Source organism: Enterococcus sp. DIV0213h (assembly GCF_051711285.1).
GTDB classification, from domain to species: domain Bacteria; phylum Bacillota; class Bacilli; order Lactobacillales; family Enterococcaceae; genus Enterococcus_D; species Enterococcus_D casseliflavus.
This window is the reverse complement of the sequence record NZ_JBIOMH010000001.1, coordinates 998812-1014247: the sequence shown is the minus strand read 5'-3', so window position 1 is coordinate 1014247 and position 15436 is coordinate 998812. Positions and strand designations below refer to the sequence as shown.

Genomic DNA, 15436 nt, shown 5'->3' with positions numbered 1-15436 from the left:
CTTCGTTCTTCTTCTGTTTGTCTCACTTAGATTTCTTGCCAACTTTCAACGCATTGAACAGCGTGTGAAATTGGCCTTTAAAGGACATCACTTGCTCAAACACATCTTCCCCATCATTCAGCATCTTGACAGTCACCCAGCCTAATGCTTCGGTAATACCGCTAGCCACACTGGCATTGATTGCAGCTCCAGCAACGGTGCCGACTGCTGGGACAAATTTCAAGATATTGCCAACGGCACTGCGACCAAAACTCACAACGACTAGCTCTTTCGAAATACTTTTCGCTAACCCTTCACGCCATGTTCGCCCAAAAATACGATACAAACGGGCCATCATTGTCATCTGAACTGGCACAAGTAACACTGCATCTGAAAAGGGAATCGGTGAACAGCCGATGATCGCCGCCGTCAAAGAAGCCGCATGGATCGTGCGGTGGGCTTTTTTCCGCGTTTCATCATCTACGCCAACCAAAAACTCCTCAAACACCTGATCAAATTGATCCTTGCTTTTCGCTAACACTTTTTCCGCCTGGGCTTTTGATCCGTCATAGCCTTTCATCACAAGGGCAGCCGATTTTTTCGGCATTCGCTTCATGACATCCGCAAAAAAAGAAGTAAACTCCGCTTCTTCTTGCAGCTCTTCTCTCGTTTGACTTTGCTCGACTTGAACGGACTGTTCCGTTAATAATTCATTTTCGTTTTGCTTCTTTTTGCGTTTTATCCATGGTTTTTTCAAAGAAATGTCTCCTTCTTTCGACTCGTTGTTCATTTAAAAATCAAAGTGAGCCATGATTTTGTTCCTCTTTCTATTTTAGCTCAGGTTTTTCAAGATAGCGAAAATGTAGCTTGAGAGAGCTTACACTTGCTGAAAAATGCAAATTTGCATCTTTAGATTATTTATTTATATTATCGTTTTTTTATGCTATGATACACAAAAGGAGTGGATCGAATGAAAAAGAAATTGAATTGGAAAGTCCTTTTTTATCTAGGCTTATTGACTTACTTTCTTTTAAGCGGGATCTTCGCATTCTTTGGAGTCGAAATACCGTTTCTTTATAAACGTTGATCTTCACATTTTCTCAGAACCATATCATTCAACTCTTTGCTCTATGTTGAGAGAATCCATCATTCTATCGTCCATTCAATCTAATCAGAAAAGGTGATTTTCTTGTCCATTTTATTTGATCTATTGCAGCTGCTTGCCGTTATCTGTATCGCGTATTTATTGTTCACAAAAAACCATTTCCTCAAACAATTAACTGCTGTTCAGAAAATGGTCTTTGCCGTTTTATGTATTTCGGTGATACTGCCGGCTCTCTACGAATTTATTACTGGTTTTGCGCAGGGATTTTGGGAACGGTTGTAACTGACGTTCCTTACAAAACACACTGCCTTTACAAGACAAATAGATAGCTTATATCTACCACTCCTTTCTCCTTTTATTCAAGCAATGAACCAATTCTTTGGTGCATAGAATACTAAGAAGAAAGGTTTTTTGTCTTTTTCTGTGTTGAAGTATTTTTTGATCGCAAAAAAAAGAACCCCTCAAAAGAGGAGTTCTCAAGGCTTGCTTACATCATGCCGCCCATACCCATTGATGGGTCCATTGCAGGAGCTGCTGGCGCTGCTGGTTCTGGTTTGTCGGCAACGACTGCTTCAGTTGTTAACAATAATGCGGCAACAGAAGCTGCGTTTTGTAATGCAGAACGCGTCACTTTTGTTGGGTCAACGATCCCAGCTTCTAGCATGTTTACCCATTCGCCAGTTGCTGCATTGAAACCAACGCCTAAGTCAGCGTTTTTCAATTTGTCGATGATAACTGAACCTTCGTAGCCTGCATTTTCAGCAATTTGACGAACTGGTTCTTCTAAGGCACGTAAAACGATTTTGACACCTGTTGCTGCATCGCCATCTGTTTCGATTTCTGCAACTTTGTTGATGACATTCACTAAGGCAGTTCCCCCACCTGAGACCATGCCTTCTTCAACAGCGGCACGTGTTGCATTCAATGCATCTTCAATACGTAATTTCAATTCTTTCAATTCAGTTTCAGTTGGTGCCCCAACTTTGATCACTGCAACCCCACCAGCAAGTTTTGCTAAGCGTTCTTGTAGTTTTTCACGGTCAAAGTCAGAAGTTGTATCAGCGATTTGGTTTTTGATCAATTGAACGCGTGCGTCAATTGCTTCTTTTTCACCAGCACCTTCAACGATTGTTGTGTTGTCTTTATCCACAACCACTTTGCTTGCTTGACCTAAGTTATCGATGGTTGCATCTTTCAGCTCAAGACCTAAGTCTTCAGTGATCACTGTACCACCAGTTAAGATCGCAATGTCTTCTAGCATTGCTTTACGACGGTCACCAAATCCTGGTGCTTTCACTGCAACAACATTGAATGTTCCACGGATTTTGTTCAATACAAGTGTTGGTAATGCTTCGCCATCAACGTCATCAGCGATGATCAATAATGGTTTTGATTGTTGTAAGATTTGTTCTAACAATGGCAAGATATCTTGGATGTTAGAGATTTTTTTGTCAGTGATCAAGATGTATGGATTTTCTAACGCTGCTTCCATTTTATCGTTGTCAGTTACCATGTATTGTGATAAGTAACCACGATCAAATTGCATTCCTTCCACAACATCTAATTCTGTTTCGATCCCTTTTGATTCTTCAATAGTGATAACACCGTCATTGCCGACTTTTTCCATTGCATCAGCGATGTATTGACCAACTTTTTCACTACCAGAAGAAACAGCACCAACTTGTGCGATTGCTTCTTTTGAATCAACGATTGATGAAATGTTGTGTAGCTCTTCTACAGCCACTTTTGTTGCCATTTCGATCCCACGACGAATACCTAATGGGTTCGCACCAGCGGTGACATTTTTCAATCCTTCACGAACGATTGCTTGTGTCAATAACGTAGCAGTCGTTGTTCCGTCACCAGCGATATCGTTTGTTTTTGAAGCGACTTCAGAAACAAGTTTTGCGCCCATGTTTTCAAAATGATCTTCTAATTCGATTTCTTTAGCGATCGTTACACCGTCATTTGTGATCAATGGTGAACCGTAAGATTTTTCTAAAACCACGTTACGACCTTTAGGGCCTAAGGTTACTTTTACTGTATCTGCTAATTTATCTACCCCACGAAGCATTGCTGCGCGTGCGTCTTCTGCAAATTTGATTTCTTTTGCCATGATTTCATCACCTCAAGTATTTTTTATTTTTCTTATTCTACTACTGCAATGATATCTTTTGCAGCAACGATCAAATATTCTGTTCCTTCATATTTCACTTCTGTGCCAGCGTATTTTTCGAACATTACTTGTTCGCCAACGTTGACAGCAACAGGAGCTTTTTCACCGTTTTCGAGCGTGCGTCCTTCGCCGACTGCAATAACGGTACCCGTTTGTGGTTTTTCTTTTGCTGCTGATGCAAGCACGATTCCGCCTACAGTTTTTTCTTCTTCTTTTGCGACTTCGATAATCACACGATCACCTAATGGTCTTAACACGATAAATCCCTCCAATGAATGTTATAGAATTTAGCATTAGCACTCTCTTGTATCGAGTGCTAACTTACAGTTTCAATATTACTCATTTTCCCAAATTTTTGCAAGCCTTTTGCTAAATTTTTTTTGCATTTCTAATTGATTGATAAATATAGTAGGATTTTTTGTTTCTAGAAGCAACCTAGTCTATAATGAAGCAAAGGAGTGTGAGGAAACAACTATGTCTTTATCAAAATATTCTTTGTCCACGATTCTTACTTATGGCATCGTCTTTTTTCTACCGATCGCCTTCGTCCCTAGCGGACATCAAGTAGCAGCAACAACGATCGGTTACTTAGCTGGTGCAGCGATCATGTTTTTCTTGTATTTCAAACAAACAGAACCGCTATCGTTTGAACACAAAAAAACCAAAGTCTCAGCGATTCTTATTTACGGGCTAACCGGCATTGTCGCAGCGATTTTGTTGCAAAATCTAGCCATCTTTATCGAATCCTTTTTCGGAGAAGTCAGCGCTTCGCAAAATACCGAAAACATCATTGCCATCGTGGTGCAAAACCCACTCTTTGCTCTCGCAGCAATGGTCGGTGGGCCAATTATGGAAGAATTTGTCTTCCGCAGAGCCTTAGTTGGCATCATTGGGAAATACAGCAATGTTTGGGTTGGTGTAGTGGTCAGCGCCGTAGCCTTTGCCTTTGCCCACAATGACAATCATCTCTTAGTCTATATTTTCTTAGGACTGTTCTTTTCTGGGCTTTATGCTTTGACCGGCAGTATTTGGACTTCCATGATCACCCATGTGGGAATGAACACTTTAGTTATTATTATTCAGTTATTGCTACATTACGGCTATATCCAAATGCCCTAAAGAAAAAACGCTACGCAGAAATTTTGCGTGACGTTTTTTTCTTTAGACCTTCGTGCCATTGGACGCAATCACTTGCTGATACCATGCAAATGAATCTTTCTTCTGACGAGCAAGGGTTCCATTTCCTTCATTGTCTTTGTCCACATAGATCACACCATAGCGTTTCTTCATTTCCCCTGTCCCCGCAGAAACCAAGTCAATGATGCCCCACGGTGTATAACCTAATAAGTCGACGCCATCATAAGCTACTGCTTCTTTCATCATTTCGATATGGGCTTTTAGGTAGTCAATACGGTAGTCATCGTGGATCTGCCCATCCTCTTCCACCGTATCCACCGCACCAAAGCCATTTTCTACAATGAAAAGCGGTAATTCGTAGCGTTCATTAAACCAGTTCATGGCATAGCGCAAGCCTACGGGATCAATCTGCCAGCCCCATTCAGAAGCATCGACATAAGGATTGTCCACCAGATCTTGGCTCTCATCATAGTCATAGGTTGGATCATTCTCCTTGCCTTTGATCGCAAAAGACATATAGTAGCTAAAACCAATGTAGTCAACACAACCTTTTGCCAAAGCTGCTTCATCTTCAGGGGTGATATCTAAATCAAATTGTTTTCTTTCAAAATAGCTGCGCATATAACTCGGATAGTGCCCACGGGCATGAACATCTGAAAACCAATAGCGCCGTTGCATGGCCACCGCGGCTGCCATCATGTCTTTGGGATCGCAAGAATACGGATAGATTGGGCACATCGCGATCATCGATCCGATTTGAAACGCAGGATTGATCGCATGTCCTAGCGCCACCGCTTTTGCACTGGCAACGAGCTCGTAATGAGCTGCTTGGTACATGACTTTTTCTCGGTCTTCTCCTTCCGTAAAGAACAGACCAGAATTGGTAAATGGCGCAAAATCTTCTTTATAGTTTGCTTGATTATTGATTTCATTGAAGGTCATCCAATACTTCACTTTCTTTTGATAGCGCGTAAAACAAACTTCTGCAAAGCGGACAAACAAATCGATCAACTTACGGTTACGCCAACCTCCGTATTCGGTCACTAAATGATAAGGCATTTCAAAGTGAGACAGGGTAATGACTGGCTCAATGCCATAGCGTAAACACTCATCGAATAATTGATCATAAAAGGCCAGGCCTTCCTCATTCGGCTCGTGCTCATCCCCCTTTGGAAAAATACGGGTCCAGGCAATCGATGTTCGGAAGCACTTCAACCCTAATTCGGCAAAAAGCTTGATGTCTTCAGGATACCGATGATAAAAATCGATCGCTTCATGATTGGGATAGCTTTCGCCCGGTTGGATCCCTTCCGTGATTCGGCGAGGAATTCCGTTGCCTCCGACAGTCATGACATCAGCGACACTCACGCCTTTTCCACCCGCACGATAGCCGCCTTCCAATTGGTGAGCAGCGACTGCGCCACCCCATAAAAAATCGCTTCTTAGTTTATTCATTTCAATTCACCCTGCTTCCTTGGTATTAAACGATCTCTGTTTCTTGTTTATAGTTCAAACTATCGACCTTACGAATGAAAGGATAGTAAATAAAGAAGCCGATTGCTAAAACAACAAATTGTAAGATAGCGGTCCGAATGCCACCTACTAGAAAACCTGAAATGATCGGCGGGGTCGTCCATGGAACTTGCACAGCAGTAAATAGCGGTACGATACCGGTATAAAGTGCAAAATACGTGATCACGCCTGAAACCATCGGTGTCAAAATAAATGGTAATACCATGATTGGGTTCATGACGATCGGTGTCGCAAAAATAATTGGTTCATTGATATTAAAGAATGCCGGGATCAAGGAAAGACGTCCTAATTGTTTGAACTGCGCCGAACGGGCAAAAGCCACCATGTATAGCACGATCCCAATCGTCATTCCTGCGCCAGTTACCGTCATAAATTGATCCAAAAACTGCTGGGTCACGATGTGTCCGCCATTTTCTAATGTCAATGCTTTACCAGATTCAAGAATAGCCGTATTGGCTAGTGAATTGGCTTGTAAAATTGGTCCCATGATCCCGCCCACGATCGTCGAACCATGAACCCCAAAGAACCACAAGAATGGCACTAAGAAGCCTAGCATCATTGTACCACCAAGGGAATCCGTCACCCCTTGCATTGGACTTTGAATCACGGTGTAGATCCATTCGACCACGGTTGTTTGAAAAACTTTATCAAAGAAAATATAAATGCCTAATGCGATGGTCGTCAAAACAGCGGCTGGAATCAATGCTGTAAATGAGTTTGCGACATTGGTGGGTACTTGCTCTGGCAGTTTGATTCGGATGTCGCGTTTCAAGAACCATGTATAGCCCCAACCCACAAAAAGTCCCACTAAGATGGCACTGATCATTCCTTGTCCACCGGTCCACGTCTTATCAATGACATTTGCGATGGTCACATTTGCTTCAGCATCCGTCACACTTGACTCCATAGTTAATAAGAAAATAACTAAACCAATCATTCCTGCAGGGAGTCCTTCGTAACCTTCTGCTTTTACATATGAATAGGCGATGCCCATTACGGCGAAAAAGGCCATAATTGCAAAAGAGGCGCCATAGGCTTGGTTGAAGTATTCACCTAAGCCGCTATTCGTTACCCAATCCGCAATCGACTGGACGGGAAAGTTTGCTAATAGTAGGAAAATCGATCCTACGATTGAAAAGGGCATCGTATAGAGCATTCCGTTTCTTAATGCAGTGATTGCTTTCGTATTGACAAATTTTAATATTGGGGGTAATAATTTCTCATTGATCCATTCGTTCATCTCACATCACTCCTAAAATAAAATTCTATCCACTGGCCAGTGAATTCGCTTACAAATAAATCTTAATGGATAATATTCCCCTTGCCTATAGCTTTTCTATGTTATGAAACATGTTCCAACAAAAAAAACAGCCGAAGCTGTTTTTTACGATCACTTAGATTTGCTTGTAGACTTGATGGGCTAAAAGTTCGATCAGTGTAATCACCGGGACTTGCGTCGTCAGGTTCAAATCGACTTCTTTTCCCCCACTGACGACGGGCATATAGTAGGAAATATTGTAATCTGCCATTTGGGCGATCGTCGATTTTTCATCATTGGTGATACTGAGTACTTTTGCCCCATACCGTTTGAAGTCCTCCGTTTGCTTGATCATTTGAATGGTTTCCCCCGAAACTGATAAAATGATCGCTAACGTATTTTCCATCCCACGAGGCGGTACTGGCAAAAAGGGATCGACGATGCTATAGGCATTGATGCCTAAATTAGCAAAATAGCGGCTGCCATAGGTGCCAAGAATGCCACTTGTGCCGATACCTGAAAACGCCACATGGCGTGCGGAAAGAATCAGTTCTACCGCTGGCTGGATAAACTTACGGTAATCTTCATTATTGACTTTTTTTAAGAATGTATTGACTTGGATCGTTGCATCATAGAAAAGATCAAACGCTCGTGCATCTTGTTCCTTTTTTTGACAGATCGCATACTTTAACTCTGAATACCCGCGATAGCCTAATTTCGTGATACATCGTAAAATCGTCGAGGTCGAGACATGGCATGCAGCTGACAATTCGCGGATCGTCAGTTGATCGATCTCTTCAAAATGCTGGACAATGTGCTTATAAACAGCCATTTCAAGCTCGTTCAGACGCTTGATTTTTTCTTCATCAAACATACCTGCTGCCTCCACCCGACAATTTTATCCTTTGTTGATCGATTAGATTGCAAATAACTCCGTCGCTTTGTCAGGATCGGTATCATAGACTTCAAATGTTTCTCCAACACCTAGATCATGTTCTTTCATGGTGTTGACCATCGTTAAGTGCGCCAACTCTTTCAAGTTGTTTTCTTTACTTAAATGACCAAGATAGACCCGTTTGGTATTGTCGGTCAAGATATCCGTCATGACCAGAGCGCCATCTTCATTCGATAAGTGACCACGATCTCCAAGAATTCGCTGTTTGAGGCTCCATGGGTAAGGGCCCATTCGCAGCATTTCTAGGTCATGGTTGCTTTCCACAAGGTACGCATCGGCGCCTTTGATAATGCCTCGCACATGATCGCTGCAATAACCGGTGTCCGTCAACATCACGAATGATTTGCCGTCTTTATGGAAACGATAAAATTGCGGCGCTGCAGCATCGTGAGAGACGCCAAAGCTTTCAATGTCCAAGTCACCCAAGGTCAGCACTTTTCCCATTTCAAAGATATGTTTTTGTTCGACAGCGACGTTACCGATCATTGGATCCATCGCTTGCCATGTTTTTGTATTCGCATAGACATCAAGTTTGTATTTTCGCGCCAGTACTCCGACACCGTGGATATGATCTCGATGTTCGTGGGTCACAAGAATGGCGTCCAAATCTTCTGGTTTACGCCCTACTTCATCCAATAATGAAGTGATCTTCTTGCCGCTCAAACCGGCATCCACTAAGATCCGCTTTTTATTGCTTTCGATATAGAGCGAATTTCCTGAGCTTCCGCTGGCTAGAATACTTACTTGAAAGGCATTTTCCTTCATCATGGTTTACGTGACTTCCTCTCTGGTTGTTTCAACGAGTTCCATTATACCCGCTTTTTTATGGATTTTCTACCTTTTGAACGGCATTATTCGTGATGATCCGATTGCTAAAGGCATTGACCGTTTCGATTTGGATGGTGTCATCGCCATCTAATTGGAACGCAATAAACCATGCAGGAATGTACACATTTTTTTCCCTAACCTTCAAAATCATCGTATAGGCTAATTCCGTCCAGAGAATTTTCGAGTGACTCGGCAGCTTGTTGTTTAGATAAAGCGTATTTACTGCTTCTTTTTCTGAATAGACCGTCATCTTTTCCCTTAGAGGCGTAATATTGGAGATATGTGTTTGCGTGTAACGAGCAATCTGCAATAGATCATCCGTTTGTTCTAAGGTGATATCGATTCGACTTGAGCTGTCATTGAAAGGAATGCCTTCATAGGATTGAACCGCCACCACGGTCGGATGATTGGCGTTCAAGACAGAGAGGTTTTCCAAATAGTCATATTCATCCCCAAACAGGACTTGATCTTTTCGTTGCAAAAAACCATTGACGGTTTCTTCCGTTTGAGAATCATCACTGATGTAAAAGCCATTGGTTGAGACATGGATCAACTGCTGCCCTTTGACCGTCGACCCTCTTTTGAACTGCGTATTGAGTTGCGGATTTCGTAGCTCCACATCAAAATCCGTCTGTTCACCGCTCAAATAATAGCCACTCAAGACCTCATCTGATAATTCGCCAGAATACCGAATGTCCTCAGACTCGAGACGTTGTTCGATAGGAATCGTTTGGTTTGATTGTGAAACCATCTGATGCTCGCTGCGAGCCTCACTGTAAACATTGAATAAAAAGACGTTCAGACCAAGAAAAGCGAGGAAAAAAATCCATTCGATTCGTTTAAAATCCAATTAATTCTCCTCCGTTTCTGCTAATTTTGTCATTAATGCATCATAACTGATCCAAGACGAGTCATAATTGACATACCAAGCAGGCGTCAAATCAACGAGTGGTGCATCTTTGATCTCCCCCCATTGATAGCCAACGATGATCTGTTGCAATAATTCAGGATCAGCCCCTGCCGCAATCAGCTCATTTTTGACCGACAAACTAGAGGGCAATTCAATCTCGGTTTCAGAAGGAATCGGCACTTGAATCGCGTTCAAACTGGCAGAAATCGTCATTTCCCGACTGCCGGTCTGACCACTTTCTGAAAAAGCCACACTGATCACCCCTTGACCACCAGTACTAAAGACTGGATAGCCTTCAACGAAAACCCGATAATCCAAGTGCTTGTCTTGTTGATCAAAATAACGGATCGTCCCAAAATTGTTGCCTAAACGAATAATATAATCCGCACTCAACATCGCCAGATCCGTTTCATCGGAACTGTCTGTGGTAGTTTCAAACTTGACTTGCTGCTGATCTTGCAAGACCGTCATGTTTTGCCCACCTTCATAATAGTAGGTATCGACACTTTCATCATTGATCTTGACGTTTTTAGGATTGCTGAAAAAGGCTTCTCGAAACAAGCTCTGAGATTGGGTCGAAGAATAGTAGCTGTATTTTTTCAGCTTGATCGAATCCTGCGTATAATATTGCTTGCTGGATCGTTCTTCATCTGCCACCATTGTCGTCCATTCCCGAGGGTTGTCTGCTAGTAAGTGTTTTACTTGGCTTTTGTCCCAGTCGATTTTGCCTCGCACCACTCGTTGATGGGTAAAATCAACAAATTGGATCGTGTTTTCTTCAAGGTCAAACTGGATGCGGGAAAACGGAAAATCCTCTGTTTCACTTTCGTCCTCTAAGGACAGCTCTTTTTCAAAGGTTTTCTCATAATCTTTCAAGTAAAACGTTGTATAGTAGTTTAAGGACACCCCTTGATTGACTTCTTGGGCTTTTGAAAAAGCTTGTTCCTCGCCATAGGTTCGCAGCGTCAAATCACTGATCGTTGCCTCATTGATCGCCTCTTGGATCTCACGAATCACCGCTTCAGAGTTGGTTTCTTTGATCGCGTCCTCGTCATTCCAAGTCAAATACAGGGGCAAAAACAAATCGCTTTTTTGTTTGTAGGTTTGAACCGAAGGATTGACGCCGGTATCTGTTTCCGTGCTGGCATTGTTAAACCCAGTCGGATTCAGCCAAATCATATAGGAGAAATAAAAACTCAAGGCGATCATCACGATCAAGCCTACACGAATGATTTTTTCTGAGATTCTCATACCCACCAATCCTCCTCATACGGTTCATACGGCAACATGATATAAAATGTTGACCCGCGATTTTCTCGACTTTCCGCCCAAATCGCACCGCCATGAGCTTTGATGACTTCTCGTGAGATCGCCAATCCTAAGCCAGTACCTCCTTGCTGACGGGCACGAGCTTTGTCGACTCGGTAAAAACGATCAAAGATCTTCGTGAGATCTTTTTTCGGAATCCCTAGTCCTTGGTCATTGATGCTAAGTACGATGTTGTTATGGGTCTCCATCAATTTCACCGTAATGATCCCGCCATCTGGCGAATATTTGATGGCATTATTCATGATGTTATCGATCACTTGGATCATTTTATCGGTATCGACTTCCACCCACAATTCTCGTTTAGTGAACTCCCGACGAATCAAATATTTTTTGCTTTCATTCGTCACCATCATGTCAAAACGATCCAACACGAAATTGACCATTTCATTGAAGTTGATGTATTCCAACTGCAGTTGCGAATTGCCGCTATCCATCCGCGACAGACTCAACAAGTCATTGATCATCCGAATCATTCGATCCGTTTCATCCAACGTCACTTTCAAAAAGTTCGGCGCAATTTCTGGGTCTTTCCAAGCACCCTCACTCAACGCTTCGATGTAGCTGCGCATACTCGTTAATGGTGTCCGTAACTCATGAGAAACGTTGGAAACGAACTCTCGCCGTTCCTGTTCATTTTTTTCTTGCTCTGTAACATCGTGCATCACCGCAACTAACCCAGAAATAAAGCCAGACTCCCGACGAATCATGGAGAAATCGATGCGCAAAATCATATTTGTTCCCGTCAAATCATTGCTAGGACGCTCCAACAGCATGTCTTCAGGATTTTCCAAAAGCTTTCGTAACGTGTATTCTTCATCGATTTCCAATAACGTCAAAATCGACTGCCCGATCGCTTCTTCGTTGCTGACATTCAACAAGGACATCGCCATCTCATTGATGGTAATGACTTTGCCTCGTCGGTCGGTGGCAACAACGCCGTCTGTCATGTGAGACAAGACGCTGTCCAAGCGGTTTCGCTCAGATTCCATCGCCTCTTGAGTCTCTTCGATTCGTTCCCCTAGTTGATTAAAGGTCTCCGCCAGTTGCCCCAATTCATCTTTTCCATGAATCGCGACCTTGCGGCTATAATCTCCTTTGGCGATGCGAATCGCTTGTTCGCGCATCTCTCCGATCGGTTGGGTGATGGAACGAGAGACCAATAGTGCCACAATGATCGAAATCACTGCCGCAATCAGCGAGGCTGTCACAAAAATGACCGCAGTCGTACTGACTTCATTGTATTTTGACTCAAGATTGCTCCGTAAATAAAGGGTTCCTAAAACGGTATCCCCTGTCGGTGATTGGATCGACTGCACGATATTGAACACCCGCTGGCCGCTGGATTCATCATAGAGGACTTCACTTCGGTTCGTATCGTAATCACGGTAATCATTTTTTTCTCCCACCGAGCCACGATCATTGATATTGGTGGTTGCACGAATGATCCCTTGCTCATCCACCACCCGCATCTCCAAAATTTCCGATGAGTTGGTACTCGTTAAGATTCGATTCAAGGAAGCATTCATGGAATCCCAATCTAAACCGTCATCATTATCCATTCGACTCAATTCAGAGCCTAACGTTACCACTAACGTGCTGGCACGTGCCTCCATGTCGCGTTTGAAGGCATCGACCGTTGTTCTTTCCAATTCGCGAATAAAATACGCCCCGATAATCTGGATCGCAATCAATAAGATCAAGATAAAAGTCAGGGCGATTTTGAAGTTCACCGATTGAAAAAAGCGAACTTTATTTTTCATAGCTTATTCCTGTTCTGGGTTCCGCAAGTAATAGCCCACTCCGCGACGAGTAACCAAATAATTTGGATGGCTCGGGCTGTCTTCGATTTTTTCACGTAAACGACGCACCGTCACGTCAACGGTCCGGACATCACCAAAGTAGTCATAGCCCCAAACCGTTTGCAATAAATGCTCCCGGGTCATCACTTGACCAAGATGTTTTGCCAAGTAGTGCATCAATTCAAACTCTCGGTGCGTCAATTCGATGGCTGCACCATTTTTAGTGACCATGTACGCATCAGGATGAATGGTTAAATCACCAATCGTTAATTCGCTGTTGGCGTTATCGTCTGCTTCCTTCGCAGCTGCCGAGCCGCGACGCAGATTGGCTTTGACGCGGGCCACCAATTCCCGGTTTGAAAATGGTTTGGTTACATAATCGTCCGCACCAAGCTCGAGGCCTAGTACTTTATCGATTTCAGAATCTTTGGCTGTGACCATGATGATCGGCATGTCATGGGTTTTGCGCACTTCCCGTGCAACTTCCAATCCATCCATTTTTGGCAGCATCAAATCAAGCAAAATCAGATCAGGATCGACCTCGGCTACTTTTTCTAATGCCTCTTCTCCATCATAGGCGGTATATACTTCATATCCTTCTTTGGTTAAATTAAATTTGACGATATCAGAAATTGGTTTCTCATCGTCCACGACTAGGATCTTTTTCAAAAATGTCACCTCAATTTTTTTTGGTTTCTTACTTATTATACATTATTTAAACGGGCTTTTCATCTTTCCCAAAAACCGCGGCCTTATTCTTAAGGAAAGCACAAAAAAAGAAAGGCACGGGGCCTTTCTTTTTTACTCTTCTAAAAGCTGGATACCGATCCCTAACAACCCAGGACCCGTGTGGACGACTAATGCGGGAGAAATTTGTCCAAATAAGATTTCTTTGACCTTAGGAAATTCGGCTTCTAATCGTGCTTTCATTTCTTTGGCTTCTTGCAGTGCATCACCTTGCGCCACGGCTAAACGCACATGGCGATGATCACCGATGAATTGCTTGATCAAGTCAACGGTTTTGTCCAAGCTTTTCTTCCGTCCACGAGATTTTGCGACCGTATAGTAGATCCCTTCTTCATTACAAGAGATAATTGGATTCAATTTCAAGGCATTGCCTAAGATGGATGCGACCAGACCGATGCGGCCGCCTTTTTGTAAATACTCTAAGGTAGCTACGTTGAAAAAGACTTTGTTTTTCGGCACTTCATTCGTTAATTGTGCCCGCAGTTCTTCCCAAGTCACGCCTTTTTCTAACAGTTCTGCTGCACGAATCGCTTGCAGCCCTGCACCGATTCCGATATTTTTCGTATCAAGCACGAAAACCTCAAGATCCGTCCGTTGTTCACCTAACAGGCGAACGACGTTAAACGTTCCGCTCAATCCGCTGGAGATGGTTACGGCAAAGACTTTCTCATACCCATCGGCTTTGATCCGATCAAAGATTTCCCCGATCGCAGCACCGTCAGGTAACGAGGTACTAGGGATCTCTTGCGGCAAGCGCTCGTAAATTTCTTCCGCAGTAATATCAACTTTATCGGTATAGGTCCGATCCTTGTAGATAATTTGCAATGGCAGCATATACATGCCGTATTGCTCCATGATCTGTGCGGGAACATCGGTACCTGAATCAACTAATAGGGCAATTTTCTCTTTATTCATGGGCTTCTCCTTTATGTGTTTCTAAATAAATGACTTCTAATTCAATCGTTTTTTCTGCCAATAGTTTGTTGGCAAAGGAACGCGTCGCACCTTTCATGGCTACTAATTCAATTGGGATCGGTTCCGACGTCATTTGTTCGGGTTCTCCCATCGCTTCTTTGCCGACAAGGTGGATCGCTTTTTCTTGTTCTTCACAAAATACATTGTAGGCATTTCTGATGCCGACAACTTTCCCTTGAAAAAGGATCCCCGTCTTTATTTCAGGAATCGTCAGCACTTGCTTGAGCATCGTGATCGCAATCAAAAATGCGAGATGCTTTTGATTGTAACGTTTCTTCTCTGGTGCTGGAATCATCCCTTTTTTGACATAATTATTGACCATGGAAGAGGTCAATAGCGGATGCTTTTCCGTTTGGATCACCGGCGATAAATATTGATCGATCAATGTGATCACCTGATCCATATACAGTTCCAGTGTTGGCAATTCTTCCCATCTCGGCAGATGGAATTTCAGCAATGAATTGCCCCAATTTTTCATGTCTGCTTGTAATTTTTCCATGTCATCCTCCATTTTGACGAACAGAAGGTTAGATTATCACAAACTAATCATCTAGTTTTGATAACTAGATACATTTTATCACGGTTTTCTGAGTTTTTAAAGCAATCTGATCAATCTTTTAAGAATTTCCTATCATTTGAATTTGGGAAACAAATGGTGTTTTATTAAGATAACGCCAGTTTCTCAACTGAAAAAAGCGCATATTT

Annotated in this window: 15 protein-coding genes; 2 read left to right on the top strand and 13 right to left on the bottom strand. The window is 42.8% G+C overall.

Annotated features, from left to right (window positions below; all coding sequences use genetic code 11):
* Positions 1–22: 22 nt before the first annotated feature.
* Entirely contained in the window at positions 23–769 is a 747-nt protein-coding gene (locus IGI77_RS04665; protein WP_005225303.1) for a YcjF family protein, read from the bottom strand.
* A 399-nt stretch (positions 770–1168) separates the two neighbouring features.
* On the opposite strand from IGI77_RS04665, the gene IGI77_RS04660 reads away from it, so the two are divergent.
* The gene (locus IGI77_RS04660; protein ID WP_142967009.1) at positions 1169–1366 is read left to right on the top strand and encodes a hypothetical protein; all 198 of its coding nucleotides are present in this window, start codon (positions 1169–1171) and stop codon (positions 1364–1366) included.
* A 205-nt stretch (positions 1367–1571) separates the two neighbouring features.
* Here IGI77_RS04660 and groL read toward each other — a convergent pair whose 3' ends face one another.
* Complete coding sequence (gene groL, locus IGI77_RS04655; protein WP_005237384.1) at positions 1572–3200, bottom strand: chaperonin GroEL; 1629 nt, start codon at positions 3198–3200, stop codon at positions 1572–1574.
* 32 nt (positions 3201–3232) lie between these two features.
* The gene (gene groES, locus IGI77_RS04650) at positions 3233–3517 is read right to left on the bottom strand and encodes a co-chaperone GroES (protein WP_005225291.1); all 285 of its coding nucleotides are present in this window, start codon (positions 3515–3517) and stop codon (positions 3233–3235) included.
* A gap of 217 nt (positions 3518–3734) precedes the next feature.
* On the opposite strand from groES, the gene IGI77_RS04645 reads away from it, so the two are divergent.
* Complete coding sequence (locus IGI77_RS04645; protein ID WP_005225290.1) at positions 3735–4379, top strand: CPBP family intramembrane glutamic endopeptidase; 645 nt, start codon at positions 3735–3737, stop codon at positions 4377–4379.
* A 42-nt stretch (positions 4380–4421) separates the two neighbouring features.
* Here IGI77_RS04645 and IGI77_RS04640 read toward each other — a convergent pair whose 3' ends face one another.
* The 10 genes from IGI77_RS04640 to IGI77_RS04595 form a co-directional block, all read right to left on the bottom strand.
* A complete protein-coding gene (locus IGI77_RS04640; RefSeq protein WP_375837025.1) occupies positions 4422–5852 on the bottom strand; it encodes a 6-phospho-beta-glucosidase in 1431 nt (476 codons plus the stop codon).
* Between the two features lie 25 nt (positions 5853–5877).
* On the bottom strand, positions 5878–7170 hold the full coding sequence (locus IGI77_RS04635; protein ID WP_438769585.1) for a PTS sugar transporter subunit IIC: 1293 nt from the start codon (positions 7168–7170) through the stop codon (positions 5878–5880).
* Positions 7171–7324: 154 nt separating this feature from the next.
* The gene (locus IGI77_RS04630; protein ID WP_438769584.1) at positions 7325–8062 is read right to left on the bottom strand and encodes a MurR/RpiR family transcriptional regulator; all 738 of its coding nucleotides are present in this window, start codon (positions 8060–8062) and stop codon (positions 7325–7327) included.
* 42 nt (positions 8063–8104) lie between these two features.
* Entirely contained in the window at positions 8105–8911 is an 807-nt protein-coding gene (locus tag IGI77_RS04625) for an MBL fold metallo-hydrolase (protein WP_005231151.1), read from the bottom strand.
* A 55-nt stretch (positions 8912–8966) separates the two neighbouring features.
* The gene (locus IGI77_RS04620) at positions 8967–9821 is read right to left on the bottom strand and encodes a two-component system regulatory protein YycI (RefSeq protein WP_005225285.1); all 855 of its coding nucleotides are present in this window, start codon (positions 9819–9821) and stop codon (positions 8967–8969) included.
* Complete coding sequence (locus tag IGI77_RS04615) at positions 9822–11132, bottom strand: YycH family regulatory protein (protein ID WP_194195593.1); 1311 nt, start codon at positions 11130–11132, stop codon at positions 9822–9824.
* A complete protein-coding gene (walK, locus tag IGI77_RS04610) occupies positions 11129–12970 on the bottom strand; it encodes a cell wall metabolism sensor histidine kinase WalK (RefSeq protein WP_005225283.1) in 1842 nt (613 codons plus the stop codon). Before walK ends, IGI77_RS04615 begins: the two co-directional genes overlap by 4 nt.
* A 3-nt stretch (positions 12971–12973) precedes the next feature.
* Entirely contained in the window at positions 12974–13678 is a 705-nt protein-coding gene (gene yycF / locus IGI77_RS04605) for a response regulator YycF (protein ID WP_010747607.1), read from the bottom strand.
* Between the two features lie 132 nt (positions 13679–13810).
* Complete coding sequence (locus tag IGI77_RS04600) at positions 13811–14671, bottom strand: DegV family protein (protein WP_005225280.1); 861 nt, start codon at positions 14669–14671, stop codon at positions 13811–13813.
* Entirely contained in the window at positions 14664–15230 is a 567-nt protein-coding gene (locus IGI77_RS04595) for a DUF1836 domain-containing protein (RefSeq protein ID WP_010747605.1), read from the bottom strand. Before IGI77_RS04595 ends, IGI77_RS04600 begins: the two co-directional genes overlap by 8 nt.
* Between the last annotated feature and the right edge of the window lie 206 nt (positions 15231–15436).